This is a genomic window from Pseudomonas sp. LABIM340, from assembly GCF_040017195.2.
Taxonomy (GTDB): domain Bacteria; phylum Pseudomonadota; class Gammaproteobacteria; order Pseudomonadales; family Pseudomonadaceae; genus Pseudomonas.
This window is the reverse complement of record NZ_CM200227.1, coordinates 5,170,680-5,195,816: the sequence shown is the minus strand read 5'-3', so window position 1 is coordinate 5,195,816 and position 25,137 is coordinate 5,170,680. Positions and strand designations below refer to the sequence as shown.

At 63.4% G+C, this 25,137-nt stretch carries 25 protein-coding genes and 1 tRNA gene; 21 read left to right on the top strand and 5 right to left on the bottom strand.

Features of this window, described 5'->3' with window-relative positions:
- Window positions 1-18: 18 nt before the first annotated feature.
- Together ABKS89_RS23940 and ABKS89_RS23935 are read right to left on the bottom strand one after the other, a co-directional pair.
- On the bottom strand, window positions 19-447 hold the full coding sequence (locus ABKS89_RS23940; RefSeq protein ID WP_024762886.1) for a DNA polymerase III subunit chi: 429 nt from the start codon (window positions 445-447) through the stop codon (window positions 19-21).
- A 34-nt stretch (window positions 448-481) separates the two neighbouring features.
- On the bottom strand, window positions 482-1,972 hold the full coding sequence (locus tag ABKS89_RS23935) for a leucyl aminopeptidase (RefSeq protein WP_348587310.1): 1,491 nt from the start codon (window positions 1,970-1,972) through the stop codon (window positions 482-484).
- A 190-nt stretch (window positions 1,973-2,162) separates the two neighbouring features.
- Here ABKS89_RS23935 and lptF point away from each other — a divergent pair, with 190 nt between their 5' ends.
- Window positions 2,163-3,287: an LPS export ABC transporter permease LptF gene (lptF, locus tag ABKS89_RS23930; protein WP_138216180.1), complete on the top strand. Its 1,125-nt coding sequence runs from the start codon at window positions 2,163-2,165 to the stop codon at window positions 3,285-3,287.
- A complete protein-coding gene (gene lptG / locus ABKS89_RS23925; RefSeq protein WP_348587309.1) occupies window positions 3,280-4,347 on the top strand; it encodes an LPS export ABC transporter permease LptG in 1,068 nt (355 codons plus the stop codon). Before lptF ends, lptG begins: the two co-directional genes overlap by 8 nt.
- A gap of 70 nt (window positions 4,348-4,417) precedes the next feature.
- Here the strand turns inward: lptG and ABKS89_RS23920 are convergent, their stop codons facing one another.
- Complete coding sequence (locus ABKS89_RS23920; RefSeq protein WP_138216182.1) at window positions 4,418-4,933, bottom strand: RDD family protein; 516 nt, start codon at window positions 4,931-4,933, stop codon at window positions 4,418-4,420.
- A 161-nt stretch (window positions 4,934-5,094) separates the two neighbouring features.
- On the opposite strand from ABKS89_RS23920, the gene ABKS89_RS23915 reads away from it, so the two are divergent.
- From ABKS89_RS23915 to ABKS89_RS23885, 7 genes are all read left to right on the top strand, one after another.
- Window positions 5,095-6,642: an EAL domain-containing protein gene (locus ABKS89_RS23915; RefSeq protein WP_138216183.1), complete on the top strand. Its 1,548-nt coding sequence runs from the start codon at window positions 5,095-5,097 to the stop codon at window positions 6,640-6,642.
- A 588-nt stretch (window positions 6,643-7,230) separates the two neighbouring features.
- Window positions 7,231-7,620 (top strand): type IV pilin protein, encoded by a 390-nt coding sequence (locus tag ABKS89_RS23910; protein WP_348587308.1) that lies wholly within the window; start codon window positions 7,231-7,233, stop codon window positions 7,618-7,620.
- Window positions 7,621-7,625: 5 nt separating this feature from the next.
- Entirely contained in the window at window positions 7,626-8,177 is a 552-nt protein-coding gene (pilV, locus tag ABKS89_RS23905; protein ID WP_138216185.1) for a type IV pilus modification protein PilV, read from the top strand.
- Window positions 8,174-9,292, top strand: a complete 1,119-nt coding sequence (locus ABKS89_RS23900) for a PilW family protein (protein ID WP_138216186.1) — start codon at window positions 8,174-8,176, stop codon at window positions 9,290-9,292. Before pilV ends, ABKS89_RS23900 begins: the two co-directional genes overlap by 4 nt.
- Complete coding sequence (locus tag ABKS89_RS23895) at window positions 9,289-9,777, top strand: PilX N-terminal domain-containing pilus assembly protein (RefSeq protein WP_045210564.1); 489 nt, start codon at window positions 9,289-9,291, stop codon at window positions 9,775-9,777. Before ABKS89_RS23900 ends, ABKS89_RS23895 begins: the two co-directional genes overlap by 4 nt.
- A 2-nt stretch (window positions 9,778-9,779) precedes the next feature.
- Window positions 9,780-12,830 (top strand): pilus assembly protein, encoded by a 3,051-nt coding sequence (locus ABKS89_RS23890; protein ID WP_348587307.1) that lies wholly within the window; start codon window positions 9,780-9,782, stop codon window positions 12,828-12,830.
- A gap of 11 nt (window positions 12,831-12,841) precedes the next feature.
- Window positions 12,842-13,342, top strand: coding sequence for a GspH/FimT family pseudopilin (locus tag ABKS89_RS23885; RefSeq protein WP_348587306.1), 501 nt, complete (start codon window positions 12,842-12,844; stop codon window positions 13,340-13,342).
- 119 nt (window positions 13,343-13,461) lie between these two features.
- Here ABKS89_RS23885 and ABKS89_RS23880 read toward each other — a convergent pair.
- Window positions 13,462-13,547, bottom strand: a tRNA-Leu gene (locus ABKS89_RS23880).
- 105 nt (window positions 13,548-13,652) lie between these two features.
- Here ABKS89_RS23880 and queA point away from each other — a divergent pair.
- The 6 genes from queA to ABKS89_RS23850 all read left to right on the top strand — a co-directional run bounded on the left by queA (window position 13,653) and on the right by ABKS89_RS23850 (window position 19,758).
- Window positions 13,653-14,696 (top strand): tRNA preQ1(34) S-adenosylmethionine ribosyltransferase-isomerase QueA, encoded by a 1,044-nt coding sequence (queA, locus tag ABKS89_RS23875; RefSeq protein ID WP_348587305.1) that lies wholly within the window; start codon window positions 13,653-13,655, stop codon window positions 14,694-14,696.
- Between the two features lie 12 nt (window positions 14,697-14,708).
- Complete coding sequence (tgt, locus tag ABKS89_RS23870; protein WP_138215487.1) at window positions 14,709-15,827, top strand: tRNA guanosine(34) transglycosylase Tgt; 1,119 nt, start codon at window positions 14,709-14,711, stop codon at window positions 15,825-15,827.
- Window positions 15,828-15,865: 38 nt separating this feature from the next.
- Complete coding sequence (gene yajC / locus ABKS89_RS23865) at window positions 15,866-16,207, top strand: preprotein translocase subunit YajC (protein ID WP_017522301.1); 342 nt, start codon at window positions 15,866-15,868, stop codon at window positions 16,205-16,207.
- A gap of 64 nt (window positions 16,208-16,271) precedes the next feature.
- Complete coding sequence (secD, locus tag ABKS89_RS23860; RefSeq protein WP_138215451.1) at window positions 16,272-18,134, top strand: protein translocase subunit SecD; 1,863 nt, start codon at window positions 16,272-16,274, stop codon at window positions 18,132-18,134.
- Window positions 18,135-18,144: 10 nt separating this feature from the next.
- Window positions 18,145-19,062: a protein translocase subunit SecF gene (secF, locus tag ABKS89_RS23855; RefSeq protein WP_138215450.1), complete on the top strand. Its 918-nt coding sequence runs from the start codon at window positions 18,145-18,147 to the stop codon at window positions 19,060-19,062.
- Window positions 19,063-19,221: 159 nt separating this feature from the next.
- Window positions 19,222-19,758: a glycine zipper 2TM domain-containing protein gene (locus ABKS89_RS23850; RefSeq protein WP_138215449.1), complete on the top strand. Its 537-nt coding sequence runs from the start codon at window positions 19,222-19,224 to the stop codon at window positions 19,756-19,758.
- Between the two features lie 217 nt (window positions 19,759-19,975).
- On the opposite strand, the gene suhB is transcribed toward ABKS89_RS23850, so the two are convergent.
- Entirely contained in the window at window positions 19,976-20,791 is an 816-nt protein-coding gene (gene suhB, locus ABKS89_RS23845; RefSeq protein ID WP_348587303.1) for a type III secretion system regulator SuhB, read from the bottom strand.
- 146 nt (window positions 20,792-20,937) lie between these two features.
- On the opposite strand from suhB, the gene trmJ reads away from it, so the two are divergent.
- From trmJ to iscA, 6 genes are all read left to right on the top strand, one after another.
- A complete protein-coding gene (gene trmJ, locus ABKS89_RS23840) occupies window positions 20,938-21,717 on the top strand; it encodes a tRNA (cytosine(32)/uridine(32)-2'-O)-methyltransferase TrmJ (RefSeq protein WP_017522296.1) in 780 nt (259 codons plus the stop codon).
- The gene (cysE, locus tag ABKS89_RS23835) at window positions 21,710-22,486 is read left to right on the top strand and encodes a serine O-acetyltransferase (protein WP_348587301.1); all 777 of its coding nucleotides are present in this window, start codon (window positions 21,710-21,712) and stop codon (window positions 22,484-22,486) included. Before trmJ ends, cysE begins: the two co-directional genes overlap by 8 nt.
- Before the next feature lie 143 nt (window positions 22,487-22,629).
- Entirely contained in the window at window positions 22,630-23,124 is a 495-nt protein-coding gene (gene iscR / locus ABKS89_RS23830; RefSeq protein WP_017522294.1) for a Fe-S cluster assembly transcriptional regulator IscR, read from the top strand.
- A gap of 28 nt (window positions 23,125-23,152) precedes the next feature.
- Entirely contained in the window at window positions 23,153-24,367 is a 1,215-nt protein-coding gene (locus ABKS89_RS23825; RefSeq protein WP_045210541.1) for an IscS subfamily cysteine desulfurase, read from the top strand.
- Window positions 24,368-24,394: 27 nt separating this feature from the next.
- Window positions 24,395-24,781 (top strand): Fe-S cluster assembly scaffold IscU, encoded by a 387-nt coding sequence (iscU, locus tag ABKS89_RS23820; RefSeq protein ID WP_015478505.1) that lies wholly within the window; start codon window positions 24,395-24,397, stop codon window positions 24,779-24,781.
- 26 nt (window positions 24,782-24,807) lie between these two features.
- Complete coding sequence (gene iscA, locus ABKS89_RS23815) at window positions 24,808-25,131, top strand: iron-sulfur cluster assembly protein IscA (protein ID WP_017522292.1); 324 nt, start codon at window positions 24,808-24,810, stop codon at window positions 25,129-25,131.
- Window positions 25,132-25,137: the final 6 nt, after the last annotated feature.

Sequence of the window (25,137 nt, the reverse complement as noted above, 5' to 3'; positions counted from 1 at the left end):
TGTCTGGCTGAGACGCTCTCAAGGGCGCGGCAGGCGGTGGTCCTGCAAAGGATAGCCCTGCTCGCGGTAGCGACGGAAATTCTCCCGCGCGGCCTGACGAATCGCCGGTTCCTCGATCACCAGTTCGGCGACCCGGTTGAAACGGTCGACGAAGGCGGGAATGGCCAGGGTCAGGTTGATCAGCAGGTCCCGGTGGCTTTCCGGCGGCTCACCGAGGGCGAGCACGATCGGCGAGTCGGCATCTTCTTCCACCGCGTTGTGTGGGATGAAGGTTTCGCCCCGGAAGTTCCACAGCCGGGCGTCCAGCGCATCGCGCTGGGCCTCGTCGCTGCACAGCACGAAGATGCGCATGCCTTGCCGCCAGGCCTTTTCGGCCAGGCGGCAGGCGATGGTCAGGCGTGCGTCGGGATCGGCGCTGGGAATGACGTAGAAGTCGACCCGGGTCATGCGTTCGATCCCTTCGGCAGATTGCACTGTGCCATTACTTGGCGCGGTCCAGCAGGTACTGGGTCAGCAGCGGAACCGGGCGGCCCGTGGCGCCCTTGTCCTTGCCGCCGCTGATCCAGGCGGTGCCGGCGATGTCCAGGTGCGCCCAGTGGAACTTCTTGGCGAAGCGCGACAGGAAGCAGCCGGCGGTGATGGTGCCGGCCTTCGGCCCGCCGATGTTGGCGATGTCGGCGAACGGGCTGTCCAGCTGTTCCTGGTACTCGTCGAACAGCGGCAGCTGCCAGGCGCGGTCATCGGCGACTTCACCGGCCTTGAGCAGTTGCTTGACCAGTGCGTCGTTGTTGCCCATCAGGCCCGAGGTGTTGGAGCCCAGGGCGACGATGCAGGCGCCGGTGAGGGTGGCGATGTCGACCACCGACTGCGGCTTGAAGCGTTCGACGTAGGTCAGCGCGTCGCACAGCACCAGGCGGCCTTCGGCGTCGGTGTTGAGGATTTCGACGGTCTGGCCGCTCATGGTGGTGACGATGTCGCCCGGACGGGTGGCGCCGCCGCTGGGCATGTTCTCAGCGCAGGCCATCACGCCCACCAGGTTGATCGGCAGCTGCAGTTCCAGCACGGCGCGGAAGGTGCCGAACACGGAGGCGGCGCCGCACATGTCGAACTTCATCTCGTCCATGCCCAGGCCGGGCTTGAGGCTGATGCCGCCGGTGTCGAAGGTGATGCCCTTGCCGACCAGTACGTGCGGGGCTTCGTCCTTTTTCTTCGCGCCGTTGTACTGCAGCACGATCAGGCGCGGCGGCTGGTCGCTGCCCTGGGCGACGGCGAGGAAGGAGCCCATGCCCAGCTCGCGCAGTTTTTTCTCGTCGAGGACTTCGACCTTCAGGCCCTTGTATTCCTTGCCCAGCGCCTTGGCCTGCTCGCCGAGGAAGGTCGGGTGGCAGAGGTTCGGCGGCAGGTTGCCCAGGTCGCGGGTCAGGGCCATGCCGTTGGCGATGGCCTGGGCTTCCCTGGCGCCTTGTTCGACAGCGGCGGCGTTGGCCTTTTCGGCGAGCAGGGTGATTTTCTTCAGCTTCGGCGCTTCGGCCTTCTGGCTCTTGAAGCGATCGAAGACGTAAGTACCGTCGGCGAGGGTTTCCACCTGCAGGCGGGCCTTGCCGTGGGCATTGCGGCCTTTCACGGCCAGGTCGCCCAGGGCCAGGACAGCGTCGGCGCCACCCAGGTTCTTCAGATTGTTAAGGACGGCGGAAACCAGTTTGCGGTAGGCGCGGTCGGAGAGTTCACGCTCTTTGCCGGCGCCGACCAGCAGGACGCGCTCGGCCTTAATGTTGGGTAAATCTTGCAGCAGTAGTGTCTGGCCTACCTTGCCTGCCAGATCGCCACGCTTGAGCAGGTTGGCGATGGCACCGCCGGTGGCTTCGTCGACGGCCTTGGCGGTGGCGCCAAGCTTGCGGCCTTCGCCCACGGCGATGACCAGGGTGGCGGTCTTGAGAGTTTCCGGACCTACGCTTTTTACAAGGAATTCCATGGCTGAGTGTCCCCGGGACAAAGAGCAGAAGGGTCTGCGAATGAAGATGGACTGCGCAGTGACAGGCCTGGCGAATCGCAGGATAATGCCGGCTATTTGCGCTGGGTCGCGTCCGCGCGCACCCGGCAATGCTTCACGGCGGCTAGTTTGAGCGTAGCCGCCTGAGCGTGACAACCCTGGAGTGTCCGGTTTGATTGTCTTCCGTTACCTGTCCCGTGAAGTGCTGATCACCATGAGCGCGGTGAGCGCCGTGTTGCTGGTCATCATCATGAGCGGCCGTTTCATCAAGTACCTGGCGCAGGCGGCCCAAGGCCTGCTCGATCCGGGTTCGCTGTTCATGATCATGGGTGTGCGCCTGCCGGGCTTCCTGCAGCTGATCCTGCCGCTGGGCCTGTTCCTCGGCATCTTGCTGGCCTATGGCCGCTTGTACCTGGACAGCGAGATGACCGTGCTCACCGCCACCGGCATGAGCCAGCAGCGCCTGCTGGCCATCACCCTGGCGCCGGCGCTGTTCATCGCTCTGCTGGTGGCCTGGCTGAGCCTGTGGCTGGCGCCCCAGGGCATCACCCAGATGCAGCTGCTGCTGAACAAGCAGGATGCGATGACCGAATTCGACACCCTGGCGCCGGGGCGCTTCCAGTCGATGCGCGATGGCACGCGGGTGACCTATACCGAAACCCTGGCCAATGAGCGCACCGAGCTGGGCGGCGTGTTCATTTCGGACAAGAACCGCCCGCGCAATGGCAAGGACGGCGGCACTTCGGTGCTGGTCGGCACCACCGGCGTGCAGGAAATCCATGCGGACGGCAGCCGCTACCTGATCCTCAAGGACGGCTATCGCTACGACGGCACGCCCGGTCAGGCCGATTACCGAGAGATCAAGTACGACACCTACGCGGCGCTTCTGCCCAAGCCGGAAGTGAGCAGCGAGATCGACGACCGTGACGCCATCCCGACCTCCGACCTGCTGGGCAGCGACGATCCGCGCATGCAGTCCGAGCTGCAATGGCGCCTGTCCATCCCGCTGCTGGTCTTCGTGGTGACCGTGCTGGCCGTACCGCTGTCGCGCGTCAACCCGCGCCAGGGCCGCTTCCTCAAGCTGCTGCCGGCCGTGCTGCTGTACATGGCCTACCTGGCGCTGCTGATCGCCGGGCGTGGCATGCTCGACAAGGGCAAGATCCCCATGACCCTGGGCCTGTGGTGGATCCACGGGATATTCCTGGCCATCGGCCTGTTGTTGTTGTACTGGGAGCCGCTGCGTCTGAAGCTGGCCGCCAAGCGAGCGAAGTCGGGCGGAGTGCTGAAGCATGCGTAAGCTGGATCGTTACATCGGCACCACCGTCTTCGTTTCCATTCTCGCGGTGCTCGGGGTGATCCTCGGGTTGGCCGAGCTGTTCGCCTTCGTCGACCAGCTGGGGCAGATCAGCGACACCTACACACTCGGCGAGGCGCTCAAGTTCGTCCTGCTGACCGCGCCGAGCCGTGGCTACGACATGCTCCCCATGGCCGCGCTGATCGGCTGCCTGGTGGGCCTGGGCACCCTGGCCAGCAACAGTGAGCTGACCATCATGCGCGCCGCTGGCGTGTCGTTGCAGCGCATCGTCTGGGCGGTGATGAAGCCGATGCTGGTGCTGATGTTCGCCGGCATCCTGGTCGGCGAGTACGTGATTCCCTACACCGAAACGGCTGCCCAGAGCGGCCGCGCCCTGGCCCAGAGCGGTAACGGTTCGCAAAGCTCGAAGTCGGGCCTGTGGCATCGTCAGGGGCATGAGTTCATCCACATCAACGTGGTGCGCCCGGATGGCGTGCTGCTGGGCGTAACCCGCTACAACTTCGACGACAACCGTCGCCTGCAAAGCGCGAGCTTCGCCCGTCAGGCGGTATTCGAGAACAACCAGTGGCAGCTTCAGGACGTGACTACCTCGGTGCTGCATTCGGCGGAAAAACGCAGTGAAGTCGTGAGCAAGCCCAGCGAGACCTGGAACATCCAGCTCAGCCCGCAGCTGCTCAACACCGTGGTGATGGAGCCGGAGGCGCTGTCGATCACCGGCCTGTGGAACTACATCCATTACCTGCAGGACCAGGGTCTGAGCTCCAACCGCTACTGGCTGGCGTTCTGGACCAAGATCCTGCAGCCGCTGGTGACTGCCGCCCTGGTGCTGATGGCGATCTCGTTCATCTTCGGCCCGCTGCGCAGCGTGACCCTCGGCCAGCGCGTGTTCACCGGTGTGCTGGTGGGCTTCACCTTCCGCATCGCCCAGGACCTGCTCGGCCCGTCCAGCCAGGTGTTCAACTTCCCGCCGTTGCTGGCGGTGCTGGTGCCGGCGGCGATCTGCGCCTTCCTCGGCACGCTGTTGTTGAAACGGGCAGGCTGAGTCTGATCGCGGGGTAGAACCTGCGCCCACAAAAAAGCCGGCAATCGCCGGCTTTTTTATTGCCCGGGGATCAGCCCCGGCCCTGCGATGCCTTGCGCACCGCCTTGGGGATCTGGATCACCACACTTTCCGAGTAGCGGTCCTGCCAGGTGCGCTTGTCCTTGTCCCAGAGCATCCAGAGGAAGCCCAGGCCGGCGCAGCCCCAGGACGCGATGGCGATGACGAAGCGCAGCAGCGCCTGCATCAGGGTGATGCGCGTGCCGTTGGCGTTCTGCACACGAACGCCCCAGACCTGCATGCCCAGGGTCTGGCCGCTGTGGGTCCAGAACTTCGCGAAGAAGGCGAATACGCTGATGAACAGCAGGCTGGAGAGCAGCGGGTCGCCGGTCAGCGCACCCTGGTCGGCCAGCATCCGGAGCTTCTCGCTGCCATAGATCAGGCGCAGGAAACCTTGCTGGTAGACCAGCGTCACCACCATCAGCAGGGCCACGCAGAGCAGGAAGTCGTAGAACATCGCGGCAAAGCGACGGAGGAGCGTGGCGGGCGGGAAGTCTCCTACGGGCTGGAGCTGCTGCGGCTTGGACATGGGCGTCTTCTGTGGCGATCAGGATGGATGGGGCGGGGATTATACGGATTCCACCGCGCGGCGCCTGGCGGCGGAGGCTGTTCTAAGCTCAAACCACGCCGCTGCCCATGGGGGAGTGGCAATGCGTCGCAGGTCGCGGCGCCGTCGAGCAAGGAACAAGGATGCCGCTTCGCAACTACGCCCGGCGCCGGCTGCTGCCCCGCCTGGTCTTCTCCCTCGCCATGGCGCTGCTGCCGCTGCTGCTGGGCAGCGCCATCATCTATTGGCAGGCCCTGCGCACCTTGAGCGTCGAGGCACGCACGGCTTCGAACGAGGCGGTAAGGCTGTTCGACGTGATGCTGGGCAATGCGGCAGGGGCCGCCCAGGTGGCGCTGCTGCATGTGGATGAGGGCTGCGACGAGGCGACCCTCGTGCTGCGCGAGCAGGTGGCGGTGGTGCCGTTCGTCCGCTCGGTCAACCTGACTCGCGATGACCACATCTATTGCACCTCGCTGTTTGGCGATTTCGAGGCGCCGCTGGATTCGAGCCTGTATGTCGCCGGTCGGCTGCGCATGATGGCCGGTAACGAGATCACGCCGAACTACGCGCTGCTGATCCTGCGGCGGGTCGAGGGGCGCCATGCCGCGCTGGCGACCGTGGATGGGCGATATCTGAGCAACACGCTGCAGCTGGTCGATCAGCGCAGCGACCTGCAGTTGCAGGTCGGCGGGCAGTGGATGAACGAGCAGGGCAAGGTGTTCGACGGCAAGCCCGCCCGCCTGCCGCTGGGGCATGTCGAACTGACCTCGGAGCGATTCCCCTACAAGGTCATCGGCGGCTTCCCCGAGGGGGCGCAGTGGCGGCATATCCACGAAGATGCATTGCCGCTGGTGGCGCTGATGCTGATGCTGGGCGGGGCATCGGGCGTCGCCTGCTACTGGCTCTGGGGGCGTTCGGCGACGCCAAGCCTGGAGCTGGAGCGCGCCTTGCTCGCCGGGGAGTTCGTACCGTACCTGCAACCGCTGGTCGATGCCCGGGATGGCCGTTGGGTCGGCGCGGAGGTGCTGATGCGCTGGGTCCATCCGCGTGAGGGCATGGTCGGCCCCGACCTGTTCATCCCCATGGCCGAGCGCTCCGGGCTGATCGTGGCGATGACCCGCGAACTGTTCCACCAGGTCGCCGACGGGCTGGCGCCCCACGGGCATCTGCTGGGCGAAGGCTTCCACCTGAGCTTCAACATCAGTGCCCGGCATTGCACGGAGCCGGGGTTGTTCGGTGATTGCCGTGACTTCCAGGCGCGCTTCCTGCCCCATCGACCGGAGCTGACTCTGGAGCTGACCGAGCGCGAGCTGATCGTTTCCAGCGAGGTGACCGACGAACTCTTCGACAACCTCCATGGCCTGGGCGTCAAGCTGGCCATCGACGACTTCGGCACCGGCAACTCCAGTCTTGCCTACCTGCACCGCTTCAAGGTGGACGCGCTGAAGATCGACAAGAGCTTCGTGGCGATGATCGGCGTGGATGCGCTGTCTTCGCACATCCTCGACAGCATCGTCGAGCTGTGCGGCAAGCTGGACCTGATGATCATCGCCGAGGGTGTGGAAACCGAGGAGCAGCAGGATTACCTCGCCCTGCGCGGCGTAGAGGTGCTGCAAGGGTATCTCTTCGATCGACCTATGCCGCTGGCGGCATTTGTCCAGACACTTCAGGGGCGGTCACTCGGCGGTTGATGCTTGCTTGTCGTGCCTGTTGCGGTGAGTGGTGCGGCGCACCGTTGAAATTTTCCAGCTTGTGGAGTGGTTGCTGAACAGCCGGCTGTTCCTGCGTGCGGGTTAATTGACTCAGTAGTTAGCTGATGAATAGTCGGATAAGCATAGTTTTAAAGATGTAATGAGTTCTCGTTCGTTATTGCGGGGTGGCAGATTTTTAATAGGTTATCAGTGCTGATGTTGTTAACTTGAAATGCACTATGGTGAGTTTTGTTTTACGTTTTTTTCACAACTTCTTCATGTTTATTTTATAAGTGGTACCGTTGTTCTCGAAGTGGCTTTTGAACTGGCTCGAGTGTGTTCTTCTTGATACGAATGTGCATGGTTTACAGGCCTTGCAGCCAGTCTTGGGTTTCGCTCTAATGCCGCGGTTCTAGAGGGGTGTTGGTATTCTGGCGCTCCAGAATTGGCCATCTTTTCGTTAGCTAATTTTATATATGACGATACGTCGGCGACGACTGGTATTGAATTACCGTGTCGGCGGGGTGGCGATTCGCCATTTAACTAATAGAGTCTTTGAAAAAGAACCCGGAAAAGAGAGTTCCGATAATGCCTGTTAGTTCCCGTGGTTTTACCCTGATCGAATTGATGGTGGTGACGGCGATAGTGGCGATCCTGGCTGCAGTCGCTTACCCCAGCTATCAGCAGTACGTCATCCGGGGCAAGCGGTCCGCGGCCCAGGCGCAGATGATGGATATCGCCAACCGCCAGCAGCAGTACCTGCTGGCCAACCGCACCTACGCCAGCAAGTCGGCGTTGGAAAGCGGTGGCTATGCGCTGCCCAGTGAGGTGTCGGGCAACTACGGCTACGACATCACCGTAGGCAGCGGCACACCGCCGACTTTCACCATCACCTTCACCCCGAGCGGCGGGCAGGCCAGCGACGGCAACCTGACCCTGGGCAGCGACGGCACTCGGACGCCATCGGCGAAGTGGTGATCAACATGATGACCTCCCGGCAACGCGGCTTCACCCTGATCGAGCTGCTCGTCAGCATCCTCATCATTTCGCTGGGCCTGCTCGGTCTGGCCAAGCTGCAGATGCGCATGCAGTTGTCGGACATGGAGTCCTACCAGCGCGCCCAGGCGCTGCTGCTGCTCAATGACATTTCCAGTCGGATGAACGCCAACGCGAAGAACTCTTCCAGCTATGTCACCGGCAGCAGCTCGCCGGTGGGCGCGGGCATGACTTGCCCGACCAGTAGCGGGACCCGCCAGCAAGCGGACCTTTCCGACTGGTGCAACAGCCTGCAGGGCGCGGCGGAAGTGGGTGGTGGCAGTGTGAAGGCCGGCGCCATGCTCGGCGGGCGCGGCTGCATCGAGTCGCTGGGCAGCAATCAGTACCTGATCACGGTGGCCTGGCAGGGCATGTCGCCGATCTCGGCACCGCCTTCGAGTGTGGCCTGCGGCAGTGGCAGCTACAACGGCAGCTCCGGATGCAGCAGCGATCTGTGTCGGCGCGTGGTCACCACGGTTGTGCGGGTGGCGTCGCTATGAGCGGCGTATCCCGCCACAGGGGCTTCACCCTGGTGGAGATGATGATTGCCGTGACCATCAGCCTGCTGATCATGGTCGCGGTGCTGACGCTCTACCTGAATCTGCGTCGCACCAGCGACGACATGGCCAATACCAATTCGCTGATCGAGAACGGCCGCTTCGCCGTGGGCCTGCTGCAGGAGGACCTGGCCCACGCCGGGTTCTGGAATGGCTATGTACCGCAGTTCGATGACCTGACTGCGACCGATCCACCGGCCGATTACCCCACGGCGTTGCCACCGGTGTGCTCGGCCTTTTCCACCTGGACGCAGCAGGACAGGATCAATTCCGTCGGCATCGTGGCACAGACCTTCTCCGCGGTGCCCCCAGGTTGTTCGGCAATAGTCACCAACCTGGCGAGCAACTCCGATGTGCTGGTGGTGCGGCATGTCGATACCTGCTCACCGGGCGTCGGTAATTGCGATGCACTGGCGGCCGGCAAGGTGTATTTCCAGTCGTCCTTCTGCAAGGACGAGACCCTCGGCGCCTTTGTGCTGGACACCACTGGCTTCACCCTGAAGAACCTCAATTGCCTGACTGTCGCCGAGCGTCGCAAGTTCGTCATCGACCTGTATTACGTGCGTGATTACGCGGTGAGCGCAGGCGATGGCATACCGACGCTGATGCGCTCCACTTTCGATCTTTCCGGTGGGGCCACGCCGGCCAACGCGCTGCAGGCGGCGGTACCGCTGATCGAGGGGGTCGAGGCATTCCGCGTCGAACTGGGCCTCGACAGCCTCAGCAAGTCGAACGATCCGACCGATTACCTCTCGGCGCCGCATTGGGATGATCCCAATACCCGGGTCACCGTGACCAACCGCGGTGATGGCTCTCCCGATGGCAGCTTCGTCCATTGCGGGGCTGGCTCCTGCACGGTGGCCCAGCTGGCGAACGTGGTGGAAGCCCGGCTCTACGTCCTGGCTCGCGCCCGTACCCAGACCGCGGGCTACACCTCGGACAAGACCTACGCCCTGGGTGGTTCCACCCTGGGCCCGTTCACCGATGGCTACAAACGGCATCTGTTCACCTCCAGCGCCACGCTGGTGAACGTATCCCGTCGGAGGCAGACGCCATGACGACGCAGCGCAATTCGAGAGCCCAGCAGGGCGCGACCCTGGTGGTCGCCCTGGTGATGTTGCTGATGCTGATGCTGATGGTCGGCAGCGCCTACACCCTCAGCGGCACCAATCTGAAGGCAGTGGGCAACATGCAGTTCCGCAACGAGGCCATCGCCGCGGCAGATGTGGGCATCCAGCGGGTCATCGGCTCGGCCTTCACTGCGGCGCCGACGGCCGAGCAGCTCAATGTCGACATCAATAACGACGGCACCACCGACTACCAGGTCTCCATGGCGTCGCCGGTGTGCATGAGCGCCAGGCCGAGTCCCTCCAATCTGGCTTGTGGTGGTGGCCAGGCAGCCATGTGTTCCACGGGGTGGGACACCGTCTGGGGGCTCAACGCCAATGTCACCGATGCCGTGACTGGCACTTCGGTAAGAGTGCGTTCCGGGGTGCGGGTGCACCTGACCGATTCGCAGAAGATCGCCGCGTGCGGAGCATGAACATGAACAAGAGCTGCCAGGCCGGAATGCTCCGGCGGATAGTCGCCCTCTGCCTCCTGTGTGTCGTCCAGTCGGCCGTTCGTGCCGAGGACATCGACCTGTTCGTCGGCACGCCCACAGGTGCCACGGATGCGCCCAACGTCCTGATCATCCTGGACAACACCGCCAACTGGAATACGCCGTTCAGCAACGAGATGACCGCGCTGGCGTCGGTGGTCAACGGGCTGCAGGTGAACAAGTTCCGCGTCAGCCTGATGTTGTTCAGCGAGACCGGTAGCGGCAACAAGGGCGACGACGGCGCCTATGTGCGTGCCGCCATGCGTCTGCTCGACAGTTCGACCAAGCCCAAGTACCAGACGCTGGTCAGCAGCCTGGACGTGGGGAGCGACAAGTCCAATGGCGGCAAGATCAGCAAGGCGATGGAGGAAGCCTGGCTGTATTACTCGGCGGGCACGCCCAACTCCGGTAACCAGAAAGCCAAGACAGACTTCACCGGCAACGTCGGCGGCACCACGGCATCGAACGCCATCTATGCCCTGGGCGGCAACGCCCTGGCGTCGAAGGACGCCACTACCTACAACAACCCGATCGTCGCTGGCTGCGCGAAGAACTTCATCATCTACATCAGTAACGGCGCGGCGCAGGACAACAGCAACGATATCAAGCAGGCCACCAGTGCATTGACCGCCGCCGGGGGCAATACCACGGCGATCCCCATCTCCCCCAGCGGTTCGCAGGACAACATGGCTGACGAGTGGGCGCGCTTCATGAAGAAGAGCACCCAGGCCATCACCACCTATACCGTGGACATCAACAAAGTCACCACCGGCCAGGGGCCGGGCTGGACCGCCCTGCTGAAAAGCATGGCCAACGTCAGCAGTGGCAAGTACTTCGACGTGACGGCCAGTGGTACGCAGATTTCCGATGCGCTGAATGCCATCTTCTCCGAGATCCAGGCCACCAACAGCGTGTTCGCCTCCGTCACCCTGCCGATCAGCGTCAGCTCCCAGAGCACCTACCTGAACCAGGTGTTCGTCGGCATGTTCCGCCCGGACTCCGACTCCTTCCCGCGCTGGCCCGGCAACCTCAAGCAATACAAGGTGGGCGTGGTCAGCAGCCAGCTCACCACGGTGGACGCCAACGGCAACAGCGCAATCAACAGCGGCACTGGTTTCATCACCGAATGCGCCCGCAGCTTCTGGACGCCCACCTCCCTGGATAACTACTGGGCCTTCAAGCCCCAGGGCAACTGCCTGACCGTGACCGGGTCCGACGTGTCCAACTATCCCGACGGCAACATCGTCGAGAAGGGCGCCCAGGCCTATGTATTGCGCCAGGCCAGTTCGCGGACCATGAAGACCTGCGACCCCACGACCTGCACAGCGCTGACCAATTTCAACACCGCCAACACGGCAGTCACCCAGGCCCTGCTGGGGGCGGCGGACGCCACTGAGCGGACCAACCTGATCGGTTGGGCCATCGGTGCCGACAATCAGGACGAGAACCTAAACGCCAACGTCACCGAGATGCGCTCGTCGGTCCACGGCGACGTCGTGCACTCGCGCCCCGCAGCGGTCAACTACGGCACCACGTCTTCACCGCTGGTGGTGGTCTACTACGGTGCCAACGACGGGCTGCTGCACGCCATCAACGGCAACCGCAGCGGAACCGTCGCAGGCGTCTCGGCCGGCAGTGAAATCTGGTCGTTCATGCCGCCGGAGTTCTACCCGCGGATCAAGCGCCTGCGTGACAACACCACCACCATCAGTTTCCCCGGCCATACCACGGGTACGCCCACGCCGCAGCCCAAGGACTACGGCATGGACGGCTCGGTTTCCGTGGTGCAGCAGGGCACCAGCACCTGGATCTATTCCGCCATGCGCCGTGGCGGTCGCTCCATCTACGCCTTTGACGTAACCACCCCGGCCAGCCCGACCCTGAAGTGGAAGATCGGTTGTCCCAACATGGCCAATGACACCGGCTGTGGTACAGGCCTCAGCGGCATGGGGCAGACCTGGGCGACCCCAGTTCCTGTCCTGGCGCAAGGCTACGGCAGCGGTGCATCGACGATCCTGGCCATGGGCGGTGGCTACGACACGTGCGAGGATGCCGACCCCAATACCTGCACGACGTCCTCCAAGGGCAATCACATCTATCTGCTGGATGCCGACACCGGCGCCTTGCTGAAGACCTTCGACACTGATCGCGGCGTCGTCGGCAGCGTCGCACTGGTCACCAACAGCAGCGGCTTGATCGCCTACGGCTATGCCTCCGACCTGGGGGGCAACGTCTACCGGATCTCCGGCGTCGATGCCTTCAGTGCCATCGGCAGCACCGCACCGGCCAACTGGACCATGACCAAGATCGCTTCCCTGGGGTGCGCAACGGCGACCTCCTGTACGGCCAACCGCAAGTTCCTCTATGGCCCGGAGGTGGCCTCCGTCAACGGCGAGTATGTGATCCTGCTGGGCTCCGGCGACCGCGAGAAGCCGCTGCTCACCTACACCTCCGCCGCCAGCGTGGCGAACCGCTTCTATGCCCTGCGCGACAAGCCCAGCGACGTCAACTGGCTGACTCTGGAGAACGCCACCTGCGCCGCCAACCTGATCTGCAACAACTCGCTGCTGCCCATTACCTCTACGGCCACGCCTACCAATACGCAGATCGCGGCCTACCCCAAAGGCTGGTACCTGGGCCTGCAATCCACCGAGCAGGTAGTGACCTCGGCGCTGCTGCTTTACAACAACATCACCTTCAGCACCCACCAGCCTGCCGTGGCCAGCCCCACCAGCTGCTCCAGCCTGGGCACCGCGCGCGTCTACAACATCAGCTACCTGAACGCCGCAGGCACCGGTGACCAGCGCTTCGGCGTCATCTCCGGCGGCGGCCTGCCTCCGTCACCCGTGGCAGGGCGCGTACAACTCGACGACGGCAGCCTGAGGGACTTCATCATCGGCGGTTCTTCCGACTCGCCGTTGAAGGTCTCCGAGCCAACCGCGCCGGGTACCAGTCCGCAGCCCAAGTCCTGGGTGTTCTGGGATATCGAGCGATAGGAGGGCGAGCCATGAAAGCGATCAACAGACGCCCGGCCAACGGTTTCACCTTGCTGGAACTGATGGTGACACTCGCGGTGCTGGCCATCCTGATTGGCATCGCCGTGCCTTCGCTTAGTGATGCGACCCTCGCCGGCAAGCTTGCCTCCAGTGCCAACGATCTGGTGGCGGGCGTCGCCATGGGGCGCAGTGAAGCGATCAAACGCAACACGGTGACCAGCATGTGCGTATCCACCAATGGCACCAGTTGCGGCTCGGGCGGCTGGGAGCAGGGCTGGATCGTCATTTCCGGCTCCACCGTTATCCAGAAACATCCCGCCGCGCCGACGGGGTTCAAGGTCACTTCCAGTGTCGCCAAGATCGATTTCCAGCCCAGCGGCGTGGGCAATACCCAGGCGAGCGTCACCGTCTGCCGCTCGGCGCCCACGGCTGGAGCCCAGGAGCGGGTGGTGAACGTCAGTGCGACCGGGCGTGCCTACGTCAGCAAGACCGCCACGGGCAGTTGCTCCTGAGACAAAGAGGGTGCCGCCGGCAAAACCCGGCAGGGCAAATCGCAGGCAACAAAAAACCGGCCCGAGGGCCGGTTTTTCGTGGGTTTCGACAGTTCATCGGAACTGCCGGAACAATGTGGTGGTGCCCCGGGAGAGACTCGAACTCTCACTCTGTCGCCAGAAACGGATTTTGAATCCGCCGCGTCTACCATTCCGCCACCGAGGCAATGGCGCGGCAGTATAGGGAGGCGCTCTGCGCCGGTCAATCGGCTCGCATGGTCAGAAATCGGCATATCCAGTAAGATGTGCGCCCCTTCGAGAAAGCTCCCCCATGCGCGTCGCTGACTTTCATTTCGACCTGCCCGAGGCGCTGATCGCCCGCCATCCGCTACCTGAACGCCGCTCCAGCCGTCTGCTGGTGCTGGACGGTCCGAGCGGCGAGCTCAGCCACCGGCAATTCGCTGACATCCTCGGCTTCCTCAAGCCGGGTGACCTGATGGTGTTCAACAACACCCGGGTAATCCCTGCCCGCCTGTTCGGCCAGAAGGCTTCCGGCGGCAAACTGGAAATCCTCGTGGAGCGCGTACTGGACAGCCACCGCGTGCTGGCCCACGTGCGCTCCAGCAAATCGCCCAAGCCGGGATCGAAGATCCTCATCGACGGCGGTGGCGAGGCCGAGATGCTGCAGCGCCACGACGCGCTTTTCGAGCTGGGCTTCAGTGAGGACGTGTTGCCGCTGATGGAACGCGTCGGCCACATGCCGCTGCCGCCTTATATAGACCGTCCGGATGAAGATGCCGACCGCGAGCGCTACCAGACCGTCTATGCCGAGCGCGCGGGCGCCGTGGCGGCACCGACCGCCGGTCTGCACTTCGACGAGGCGCTGCTGGAATCGATCCGCGCCAAGGGCGTGGACACTGCGTTCGTCACCCTGCACGTGGGCGCCGGCACTTTCCAGCCGGTACGTGTGGAGCGCATCGAAGACCACCACATGCACAATGAATGGCTGGAAGTCAGCCAGGATGTGGTCGACGCCGTTGCCGCCTGCAAGGCGCGCGGCGGTCGCGTGGTCGCCGTCGGCACCACCAGCGTGCGTTCGCTGGAAAGCGCCGCCCGTGACGGCGTGCTCAAGCCGTTCAGCGGCGACACCGATATCTTCATCTTCCCCGGGCGGCCGTTCCATGTGGTCGACGCCCTGGTCACCAACTTCCACCTGCCCGAATCCACCCTGCTGATGCTGGTCTCCGCCTTCGCCGGCTACCCCGAGACCATGGCCGCCTACGGGGCGGCAGTGGAGCAGGGCTATCGCTTCTTCAGCTACGGCGATGCCATGTTCATCACCCGCAACCCGGCACCGCGCGGCCCCGAGGACTGATCCATGAGCTTCATGAAATTCGAACTGCTGGCCACCGAGGGCAAGGCCCGTCGCGGCCGCCTGACCTTCCCCCGTGGCGTGGTGGAAACCCCGGCGTTCATGCCGGTGGGCACCTACGGCACCGTGAAGGGCATGCTCCCGCACGACATCGAGGGCATCGGCGCGCAGATCATCCTCGGCAACACCTTCCACCTGTGGCTGCGCCCAGGCACCGAAGTGATCCAGAAGCACGGCGACCTGCATGACTTCATGCAGTGGAAGGGGCCGATCCTCACCGACTCGGGCGGCTTCCAGGTATTCAGCCTGGGCGCGCTGCGCAAGATCAAGGAGGAGGGCGTGTACTTCGCCTCGCCGGTGGACGGCGCCAAGGTCTTCATGGGCCCGGAAGAGTCCATGGCCGTACAGCGCGCGCTGGGCTCGGACATCGTGATGATCTTTGACGAGTGCACCCCGTATCCGGCCGAGTTCGACGTCGCCAAACGCTCCATGGAGCTGTCACTGCGCTGGGCCAAACGCTCGAAGACCGCCCACGGCGACAGCCCGTCGGCACTGTTCGGCATCGTCCAGGGCGGCATGCACGAAGAGCTGCGCATGCGCTCGCTCGAAGGCCTGCAGGAAATTGGCTTCGACGGCCTGGCCATCGGCGGCCTGTCGGTGGGCGAGCCCAAGGAAGAGATGATCCGCGTACTGGACTTCCTGCCGCGGCACATGCCGGCTGACAAACCTCGTTACCTGATGGGTGTGGGCAAACCCGAAGACCTCGTGGAAGGTGTGCGCCGCGGCGTCGACATGTTCGACTGTGTCATGCCCACCCGCAATGCGCGCAATGGCCACCTTTTCGTTGACACCGGGGTGATCAAGATCCGCAACGCGGTGCACAAGCACGATGAGTCTCCGCTGGACCCGACCTGCGATTGCTACACCTGCAAGCACTTCTCCCGCGCCTACCTCTACCACCTGGACAAGTGCGGCGAAATGCTCGGCAGCATGCTCAATACCATCCACAACTTGCGGCATTATCAGCGGCTTATGGCTGGTTTGCGCGAGGCAATCCAACAGGGTACATTGGCGAACTTTGTCGACGCCTTCTACGCCAAGCGCGGCCTTCCCGTGCCGCCGCTGGCGGACTGACCTTATTCATCGAAAAAGCTTTGAGACAGGAGTTTCCAATGAGTTTTCTGATTCCCGCTGCCTACGCTGACGCCGCAGCTCCCGCCGCTGCTGCAGGCCCGGCTGGCACCGGCTTCGAGTGGATTTTCCTGGTCGGTTTCCTGGTCATCTTCTACCTGATGATCTGGCGTCCCCAGGCCAAGCGCTCGAAAGAGCACAAGAACCTGCTGTCCGGCCTGCAGAAGGGCGATGAAGTCGTCACTTCCGCCGGTATCGCCGGCAAGGTGACCAAGGTCGCCGAGGACTTCGTCGTCGTCGAGGTTTCCGACAACGTCGAGCTGAAGTTCCAGAAGGCCGCGATCGCCGCGACCCTGCCGAAAGGCACCCTGAAGGCGATCTGATCCTCCACCTAGAAACCCAACCGACGGGGCGCAAGATGCGCCCCGCGTCATAACGGGCGGTGTCATGCTCAACAAGTATCCCCTGTGGAAGTATCTGCTGATCCTGGCGGTCCTGGCCGTCGGTTTCATCTATTCCGCACCCAACCTCTATCCTGACGATCCGGCCGTCCAGATCAGCGGCGCGAGCACCGCGCTGCAGATTTCCCAGGCCGACGTGGACAAGGCCAGCAAGGCGCTCGCCGACGCTGGCATCGCCGTCAAGGCTGGCTCGCTGGGCAAGAACAGCGGCCTGATCCGCCTCGTCAAGCAGGAAGACCAGCTGCCGGCCAAGGACATCGTCCGCCGCGCGCTGGGTGATGACTACGTAGTCGCCCTGAACCTGGCCCAGACCACACCGAACTGGCTGCGCAACATTGCCGCCCACCCGATGAAACTGGGTCTCGACCTGTCCGGTGGTGTGCACTTCCTGTTGGAAGTGGACATGGAAAAGGCAGTCGACGCTCGTATGAAGGTGTACGAGAACGAGGTCAAGAGCGCCCTGCGTAAAGAGCGCGTGCGCTACCGCAGCCTGCCCGTCCAGGACGGCGGTATCCAGCTGGGCTTCACCGAAGAAGCCGACCTGGACAAGGCCAAGTCGATCATCGCCAAGGATTTCCGCGATTTCGAAACCGCTCAGAGCGAGCGTAATGGCATGCAGGTCCTGCGCCTGGCCATGACCGCCACCAAGCTGGCCGAAATCCGCGAATACTCGATCAAGCAGAACCTGACCACCGTCCGCAACCGCGTGAACGAGCTGGGCGTGTCCGAGCCGCTGGTACAGCGCCAGGGCGCCAACCGCATCGTCGTCGAGCTGCCGGGCGTGCAGGACACCGCCGAAGCCAAGCGTATTCTCGGCAAGACCGCCAACCTGGAGTTCCGCCTGGCCGCCGAGCCGGATGCGATCAAGTCCTCCACCGAGACCTTCGATTTCCGCGAGCCGCGTCGTCCGCCGGCGACCCTGGAGCGTGGCGTGATCATCACCGGTGACCAGGTCACCGACGCCAGCGCCAGCTTCGACGAAAACGGCCGTCCGCAGGTGAACATCCGTCTGGATGGCCACGGCGGCGAACTGATGAACCGCGCGACCCGCAACAACGTCGGCCGGAGCATGGCCGTGGTGTTCATCGAACAGAAGCCGATCACCCGCTACACCAAGCAGGTCGTCGACGGCGTCGAGCAGGAAGTCGCTGTTCCGGCGTTCAAGGAAGAGAAGCAGATCATCAGCCTGGCGACCATCCAGTCGCCGCTGGGCAACCAGTTCCGCATCACCGGCCTGGACGCTCCGGGCGAGTCCTCGGAACTGGCCCTGCTGCTGCGTGCCGGTGGCCTGGCTGCGCCGATGTACTTCGCTGAAGAACGCACCATCGGCCCGAGCCTGGGGGCTGACAACATCGCCAAGGGCATCGACGCCTCCCTGTGGGGCATGGTCTTCGTTTCCCTGTTCATCATCGTCATCTACCGCTTCTTCGGCGTGATCGCCACCGTCGCCCTGGCCTTCAACATGGTCATGCTGGTGGCGCTGATGTCGATCCTCGGCGCGACCCTGACCCTGCCGGGTATCGCGGGTATCGTGCTGACCATGGGTATGGCGGTGGACGCCAACGTGCTGATCTTCTCTCGAATAAGGGAAGAACTGGCGGCGGGCATGTCGACGCAGCGGGCGATCCACGAAGGCTTCAACCGTGCCTTCACCGCGATCATCGACGCCAACCTGACCTCGCTGCTGGTCGGCGGCATCCTCTACGCCATGGGCACCGGCCCGGTGAAGGGCTTCGCCGTGACCATGTCCCTGGGTATTCTCACCTCGATGTTCACTGCCATCATGGTCACCCGCGCAATGGTGAACCTGATCTACGGCGGCCGCGACGTTAAGAAGCTGTGGATCTAAGGGGCCAGAGATGAATATCAAGATCGGTACTATCAACTTCATGGGCGTGCGCAACATTGCGTTCGCCGCGACCCTGATCCTGACCCTGATCGCCCTTGGCAGCTGGGTCTTCAAAGGCATCAACTTCGGCCTGGACTTCACCGGCGGTACGTCGATCAAGCTGACCTACGAGCAGCCTGCCGACCTCTCCAAGGTGCGTGAGCAACTGGTCGCCGCTGGTTACAGCGAAGCCGTGGTGCAGAGCTTCGGTGACACCAAGGACGTGCTGGTGCGTATGCCCAGCGAAGACCCGGAGCTGGGCAAGAAGGTCGCCACTGCGCTGCAGAAGGCCGATGCTTCCAACCCGGCCAAGGTCAACGGCGTCGAGTACGTCGGCCCGCAGGTGGGTGAAGAGCTGCGCGACCAGGGCGGCCTCGGCATGCTCCTGGCGCTGGGCGGCATCCTCCTGTACGTGGGCTTCCGCTTCCAGTGGAAGTTCGCCCTGGGTGCGATCCTCTCGCTGATCCACGACGCCATCATCGTGATGGGCGTGCTGTCGTTCTTCCAGATCACCTTCGACCTGACCGTGCTCGCCGCGGTACTGGCGGTGGTGGGCTACTCGCTGAACGACACCATCGTGATCTTCGACCGGGTGCGCGAGAACTTCCGTGTACTGCGCAAGGCCAGCCTGATCGAGAACATCAACATCTCGACCAGCCAGACCCTGCTGCGGACCATCGCTACCTCGGTGTCGACCCTGCTGGCGATCGCCGCTCTGCTGTTCTTCGGTGGTGACAACCTGTTCGGCTTCTCCATCGCCCTGTTCGTCGGCGTGATGGCGGGTACCTACTCGTCCATCTACATCGCCAACGTGGTGCTGATCTGGCTGAACCTGTCCAGCGAGGACCTGATTCCTCCGCCGAGCAAGGAAGTCGACGAGCGCCCGTAATAGAGCGTTTCCGGCCTACCAGAGAAAACTCCCGCTTCGGCGGGAGTTTTCATTTGTAGGTGCTGTGTCACGAAACGGCCGGAACTTTCTTACAAATCGATTGCTCCAAGGCAAGGTAAAGGGCGAGGCCCGAATGAGAAGAAAGTCCAGGAGAACCCTATGAACAAGTCGTTGCTAATCGGTACCGTGCTGGGCGCTGTAGGCGTGACTGCCGGTGGCGCCGTGGCTACCTACAGTCTGGTGGACCGTGCGCCGCAATACGCCGAGGTGCTCGCCGTTCAACCGGTCAAGGAAACCATCAAGAATCCGCGCCAGGTCTGCAAGGACGTGGCGGTGACCCACCAGCGTCCGGTCAAGGACACCCACCAGATCGCCGGTACGGCGATCGGCGCCATCGCTGGCGGCCTGCTGGGCAACCAGATCGGCGGCGGCAACGGCAAGAAGATCGCCACCGTGGCGGGTGCCATCGGCGGCGGCTACGCGGGCAACAAGGTGCAGGAAGGCATGCAGGAGCGTGACACCTACACCACCACCGAAACCCGCTGCAGCACTGTCAATGACACCAGCGAGAAGGTCGTCGGCTACGACGTGAAGTACCTGATCGATGGCAAGGCCGGCCAGGTCCGCATGGACCGCGATCCGGGCTCGCAGATTCCGGTCGACAAGAGCGGCCGACTGATCCTGGGTCAGCAATAAGCAGTCGCCAGGAGTGAACGGAAAAGGCGCCCAGTGGGCGCCTTTTTCTTTTGCGCTGAAGCTCTTCGTAGGAGCGAGCTTGCTCGCGAACCGTCTGGGCGTGTGGTTTCAGGATGAAGAGCTTCGCGAGCAAGCTCGCTCCTGCAAGGGGCTGCTGGCTTTCTGGCAGGCACAAAAAAGCCCGGCATTGCCGGGCTTTTTGCGTCGCGGCTCAGGCTCAGCGCTTGAGCGACGGCGGCAGGTGCGGCTGGATGCTGGTCAGCAGTGCCTTGAAGCACTTGGTGTTGCCGGCAACGATCTGGCCCTTCTCGAGGAACTCGTGACCGCCGGTGAAATCGCTCACCAGGCCGCCCGCTTCCTGGATCAGCAGGGCGCCAGCAGCCATGTCCCACTCGGACAGGCCGAACTCCCAGAAGGCGTCGTAGCGACCGGCGGCGACGTAGGCCAGGTCCAGGCTGGCGGCGCCGGCGCGGCGAATGCCGGCGGTCTGGCCGACCAGGCTGCGGAACATGCCCAGGTAGGCGTCCAGGTTGTCCATCTGGCTGTCGCGGAACGGGAAGCCGGTGCCGAGCAGGGCGCCTTCCAGGCTCTTGCGGTTGCTGACGCGCAGGCGACGGCCATTCAGTGCGGCGCCACGGCCACGGCTGGCGGTGAATTCTTCCTGGCGGATCGGGTCGAGGACCACGGCGTGCTCAAGGCGACCGCGGTATTTGCAGGCGATGCTGACGGCGTAGTGCGGAACGCCATGGATGAAGTTGGTGGTGCCATCCAGCGGGTCGATGATCCACAGGTAATCGGCGCCTTCGCCGCTGCCTTCGAGTACGCCGCCTTCTTCGCCCATGATCCCGTGGTTCGGGTAGGCCTTGCGCAGGGCGGTGACGATGGAGAGCTCGGCCGCGCGATCGACTTCGGTGACGTAGTCGTTGGCTTCTTTCTCGTTGACCGACAGGGTGTCCAGGCGTTCGATGGAGCGGAAGATCAGTTCACTGGCGCTGCGAGCGGCGCGCAGGGCGATATTCAGCATAGGCTGCATGGAGAGGTCACCTGGGTCGTTAAAGAAAGCCGGACATTCTAGCAGAAAGCCATGGAGTTAATAGAGCGACCTGTCGCCTGCGTGGCGCAAGCCCCACTGCTGCGGTAGGATTCCCTCCCTTTTTCGCTTTTGTGTGGAGTCGCGCGTTGCTCGACAAAATTCGCGTGGTGCTGGTCAACACCAGCCATCCCGGCAATATCGGCGGTACGGCCCGTGCGATGAAGAATATGGGCCTGTCGCGCCTGGTCCTGGTCGATCCGATGGATTTCCCCAGCGGCGAGGCCCGTGCCCGCGCGTCCGGCGCCGATGACATTCTTGATGCGGCCGTGGTCGTTCCCACCCTGGAAGATGCCCTGGCGGGCTGCAGTCTGGTGCTCGGCACCAGCGCGCGGGATCGTCGCATCCCCTGGCCGCTGCTTGATCCTCGCGAGTGCGCCACCACCAGCCTGGAACACGTCCAGCAAGGTGGTGAGGTTGCGCTGGTATTCGGCCGCGAATACGCCGGCCTGACCAACGAGGAACTGCAGCGATGTCAGTTCCATGTGCACATCCCGGCCAATCCCGAGTTCAGCTCGCTGAACCTGGCGACGGCGGTGCAGGTGCTGGTCTACGAGGTGCGCATGGCCTGGCTGGCCGTTCAGGGGCAGCCGACCAAGCAGGAGAAGGTCGAGTCCACTGCCATGCTCAACAGCGTCCCGGTGACGTCGGATGAGCTGGAGCGCTTCTATGCGCACCTGGAGTCGACCTTGGTGGACATCCAGTTCCTCGACCCGCAGAAGCCGCGCCACCTGATGTCGCGCCTGCGCCGCCTGTATGGCCGTGCCGGTGTCAGCAAGCTGGAGATGAATATCCTGCGGGGTATTCTCACCGAGACACAGAAGGCTGCCCGCGGGGAGCTTTCCAAGCGGAGTGATGAAGATGTTTGAGCGTGTACGCGAAGATATCCAGAGCGTATTCCATCGTGACCCGGCGGCGCGCAACGCCTTCGAGGTGCTCACCTGCTATCCGGGTCTGCATGCCGTCTGGCTGCATCGCCTGGCCCATGCTCTGTGGACGTCCGGCTGGAAGTGGCTGGCGCGCATGGTCTCGAACTTCGGTCGCTGGATGACCGGCATCGAGATCCATCCGGGCGCGAAGATCGGTCGCCGCTTCTTCATCGATCACGGCCTGGGCATCGTCATCGGTGAAACCGCCGAGATCGGCGACGACGTGACCATCTACCAGGGTGTGACCCTGGGTGGCACCAGCTGGAACAAGGGCAAGCGCCACCCGACCCTGGCCGACGGCGTGGTGGTGGGGGCGGGCGCCAAGGTGCTTGGTCCGTTCACCGTCGGTGCCGGCGCCAAGGTCGGTTCCAATGCCGTGGTGACCAAAGAGGTGCCGCCGGGCGCTACCGTTGTGGGTATTCCCGGCCGCATCATCGTCAAGGATGACGCGGATCAGGCCGCCAAGCGCCAGGCCATGGCAGAAAAGCTCGGCTTCGATGCCTACGGCGTCAGCCAGGACATGCCCGACCCGGTGGCCCGCGCCATCGGCCAGCTGCTCGACCATCTGCAGGCGGTCGACGGCCGGCTGGAAGGCATGTGCAAGGCTCTGACAGCTCTGGGTAGCGACTACTGTGCGAAAGATCTTCCGGTTCTGCGGGAAGAGGACTTCGCCGGAGTCAAGGACGAGGAGAGCAGCAAGTCGGCGTAGTGATGCGCCGGCCCTTGCATTGCTGCTACAATATGCCGCCGTTCGCTGGCTAATTCCGACTAAAGTAATAGGTCTTATAGTTGACTTAAATAGTCGGAAAAGAGCATACTCCCGCCATACCAGCGATTCTTCCGGATTTCCCCATGCGATTGACCACCAAAGGCCGCTATGCCGTCACCGCCATGCTCGATCTGGCGTTGCACGCCCAGCGTGGCCCGGTTTCTCTCGCCGATATCTCCGAGCGCCAGGGTATCTCCCTGTCCTACCTGGAACAGCTGTTCGCCAAGTTGCGCCGTGGCAACCTGGTGGTCAGCGTGCGTGGTCCGGGCGGCGGCTACCAGCTGTCCCGTGACATGACCGGCATCCACGTCGCCCAGGTGATCGATGCGGTCAACGAGTCGGTCGATGCCACCCGCTGCCAGGGTCAGGGCGACTGCCACTCCGGCGATACCTGCCTGACCCACCACCTGTGGTGCGACCTCAGTCAGCAGATTCACGAGTTCCTCAGCGGCATCAGCCTGGCCGACCTGGTCGAGCGCCGCGAAGTTCAAGAGGTCGCCCAGCGCCAGGACGAGCGTCGCTGCTCGGGCACCAAGCCGCTGCGCCTCGACAAGATTGAAGCGTCCGCCATCGATTGAGCGAACGCCCGCCTGTAGGAGTTACCTGATGAGATTGCCGATTTACCTCGACTACTCCGCCACCACCCCGGTGGATCCGCGTGTCGCTCAGAAAATGGCCGACTGCCTGCTGGTTGACGGCAACTTCGGCAACCCGGCTTCGCGCTCCCACCTCTTCGGCTGGAAGGCCGAGGAAGCGGCTGAGAACGCCCGTCGCCAGGTCGCCGAGCTGGTCAATGCCGACCCCCGCGAGATCGTCTGGACTTCCGGTGCCACCGAGTCCGACAACCTTGCCGTCAAGGGCGTCGCGCACTTCTACGCGACCAAGGGCAAGCACATCATCACCTCGAAGATCGAGCACAAGGCGGTCCTGGATACCTGCCGCCAGCTGGAGCGCGAAGGCTTCGAAGTGACCTACCTGGAACCGACTCCCGAGGGCATCATCACCCCGGCGATGGTCGAGGCCGCCCTGCGTGACGACACCATCCTGGTCTCGGTCATGCACGTGAACAACGAAGTCGGCAGCATCAACGACATCGCCGCCATCGGCGAGCTGACCCGCGCCCGCGGCATCCTGCTGCACGTCGACGCTGCTCAGTCGGCCGGCAAGGTGGACATCGACCTGGAGAAACTCAAGGTCGACCTGATGTCCTTCTCCGCCCACAAGGTCTACGGCCCCAAAGGCATGGGCGCTCTTTACGTGCGCCGCAAGCCGCGCGTACGTCTGGAAGCCCAGATGCACGGTGGCGGTCACGAGCGCGGCATGCGTTCGGGCACCCTGGCGACCCACCAGATCGTCGGCATGGGCGAAGCCTTCCGCATCGCCAAGGAAGAAATGCACCAGGAAATGGCCCGCATCGAAGGCCTGCGCAAGCGCTTCTTCGATCAGGTGCAGGACCTGGAAGAGCTGTACCTCAACGGCAGCCCGACTTCCTACGCGCCGAACATCCTCAACGTCAGCTTCAACTACGTCGAAGGCGAGTCGCTGATGATGTCGCTCAAGGATCTGGCCGTCTCGTCCGGTTCCGCCTGCACCTCGGCCTCGCTGGAGCCGTCCTACGTGCTCCGCGCCCTGGGTCGCAACGACGAACTGGCGCACAGCTCCATCCGTTTCAGCTTCGGCCGCTTCACCACTGAAGAAGAGGTCGATTACGCCGCCAAGAAGGTGGTGGAAGCCGTTTCCAAGCTGCGTGAACTCTCGCCGCTGTGGGATATGTTCAAAGAGGGTGTCGACCTGTCCAAGGTCGAATGGCAGGCCCACTGACCCGCCCCATAGAAGTGAGGATTAGCCATGGCTTACAGTGACAAGGTCATCGACCACTACGAAAACCCGCGCAACGTCGGCAAGCTCAATGCCGAAGACCCGGACGTCGGCACCGGCATGGTCGGTGCGCCGGCCTGCGGCGACGTGATGCGCCTGCAGATCAAGGTCAACGAGCAGGGCGTCATCGAGGACGCCAAGTTCAAGACCTACGGCTGCGGTTCGGCCATCGCCTCCAGCTCCCTCGCCACCGAGTGGATGAAGGGCAAGACCCTGGACGAAGCCGAATCCATCAAGAACACCACCATCGCCGAAGAACTGGCCCTGCCGCCGGTGAAGATCCACTGCTCGGTACTCGCCGAGGACGCCATCAAGGCGGCCGTGCGCGATTACAAGCAGAAGAAAGGTCTGCTCTGAAGCGATTCGTTGAGTAAGGAGTTCCCATGGCCATCAGCATGACCGAATCCGCCGCCAATCACGTTCGCCGCTCCCTCGAAGGGCGCGGCAAGGGCGAGGGCATTCGTCTTGGCGTGCGCACCACCGGGTGTTCCGGTCTGGCCTACGTGCTGGAGTTCGTCGACGAGCTGGCAGCCGAGGATCAGGTCTTCGAGAGCCACGGCGTGAAGGTCATCATCGACCCGAAAAGCCTGGTCTACCTCGATGGCACCGAGTTGGACTTCACTAAGGAAGGCCTCAACGAGGGCTTCAAGTTCAACAACCCGAACGTGCGCGGTGAGTGTGGCTGCGGCGAAAGCTTCAACGTCTGAGGCTGG

Excerpts from the sequence above, each read along its gene's own strand:
- ABKS89_RS23940 (WP_024762886.1), bottom strand. The coding sequence starts at position 447 with ATGACCCGGGTCGACTTCTACGTCATTCCCAGCGCCGATCCCGACGCA.
- ABKS89_RS23935 (WP_348587310.1), bottom strand. The coding sequence starts at position 1,972 with ATGGAATTCCTTGTAAAAAGCGTAGGTCCGGAAACTCTCAAGACCGCC.
- lptG (WP_348587309.1), top strand. The coding sequence starts at position 3,280 with ATGCGTAAGCTGGATCGTTACATCGGCACCACCGTCTTCGTTTCCATT.
- ABKS89_RS23920 (WP_138216182.1), bottom strand. The coding sequence starts at position 4,933 with ATGTCCAAGCCGCAGCAGCTCCAGCCCGTAGGAGACTTCCCGCCCGCC.
- ABKS89_RS23915 (WP_138216183.1), top strand. The coding sequence starts at position 5,095 with ATGCCGCTTCGCAACTACGCCCGGCGCCGGCTGCTGCCCCGCCTGGTC.
- ABKS89_RS23910 (WP_348587308.1), top strand. The coding sequence starts at position 7,231 with ATGCCTGTTAGTTCCCGTGGTTTTACCCTGATCGAATTGATGGTGGTG.
- pilV (WP_138216185.1), top strand. The coding sequence starts at position 7,626 with ATGATGACCTCCCGGCAACGCGGCTTCACCCTGATCGAGCTGCTCGTC.
- ABKS89_RS23900 (WP_138216186.1), top strand. The coding sequence starts at position 8,174 with ATGAGCGGCGTATCCCGCCACAGGGGCTTCACCCTGGTGGAGATGATG.
- ABKS89_RS23895 (WP_045210564.1), top strand. The coding sequence starts at position 9,289 with ATGACGACGCAGCGCAATTCGAGAGCCCAGCAGGGCGCGACCCTGGTG.
- ABKS89_RS23890 (WP_348587307.1), top strand. The coding sequence starts at position 9,780 with ATGAACAAGAGCTGCCAGGCCGGAATGCTCCGGCGGATAGTCGCCCTC.
- ABKS89_RS23885 (WP_348587306.1), top strand. The coding sequence starts at position 12,842 with ATGAAAGCGATCAACAGACGCCCGGCCAACGGTTTCACCTTGCTGGAA.
- queA (WP_348587305.1), top strand. The coding sequence starts at position 13,653 with ATGCGCGTCGCTGACTTTCATTTCGACCTGCCCGAGGCGCTGATCGCC.
- tgt (WP_138215487.1), top strand. The coding sequence starts at position 14,709 with ATGAAATTCGAACTGCTGGCCACCGAGGGCAAGGCCCGTCGCGGCCGC.
- yajC (WP_017522301.1), top strand. The coding sequence starts at position 15,866 with ATGAGTTTTCTGATTCCCGCTGCCTACGCTGACGCCGCAGCTCCCGCC.
- secD (WP_138215451.1), top strand. The coding sequence starts at position 16,272 with ATGCTCAACAAGTATCCCCTGTGGAAGTATCTGCTGATCCTGGCGGTC.
- secF (WP_138215450.1), top strand. The coding sequence starts at position 18,145 with ATGAATATCAAGATCGGTACTATCAACTTCATGGGCGTGCGCAACATT.
- ABKS89_RS23850 (WP_138215449.1), top strand. The coding sequence starts at position 19,222 with ATGAACAAGTCGTTGCTAATCGGTACCGTGCTGGGCGCTGTAGGCGTG.
- suhB (WP_348587303.1), bottom strand. The coding sequence starts at position 20,791 with ATGCAGCCTATGCTGAATATCGCCCTGCGCGCCGCTCGCAGCGCCAGT.
- cysE (WP_348587301.1), top strand. The coding sequence starts at position 21,710 with ATGTTTGAGCGTGTACGCGAAGATATCCAGAGCGTATTCCATCGTGAC.
- iscR (WP_017522294.1), top strand. The coding sequence starts at position 22,630 with ATGCGATTGACCACCAAAGGCCGCTATGCCGTCACCGCCATGCTCGAT.
- ABKS89_RS23825 (WP_045210541.1), top strand. The coding sequence starts at position 23,153 with ATGAGATTGCCGATTTACCTCGACTACTCCGCCACCACCCCGGTGGAT.
- iscU (WP_015478505.1), top strand. The coding sequence starts at position 24,395 with ATGGCTTACAGTGACAAGGTCATCGACCACTACGAAAACCCGCGCAAC.
- iscA (WP_017522292.1), top strand. The coding sequence starts at position 24,808 with ATGGCCATCAGCATGACCGAATCCGCCGCCAATCACGTTCGCCGCTCC.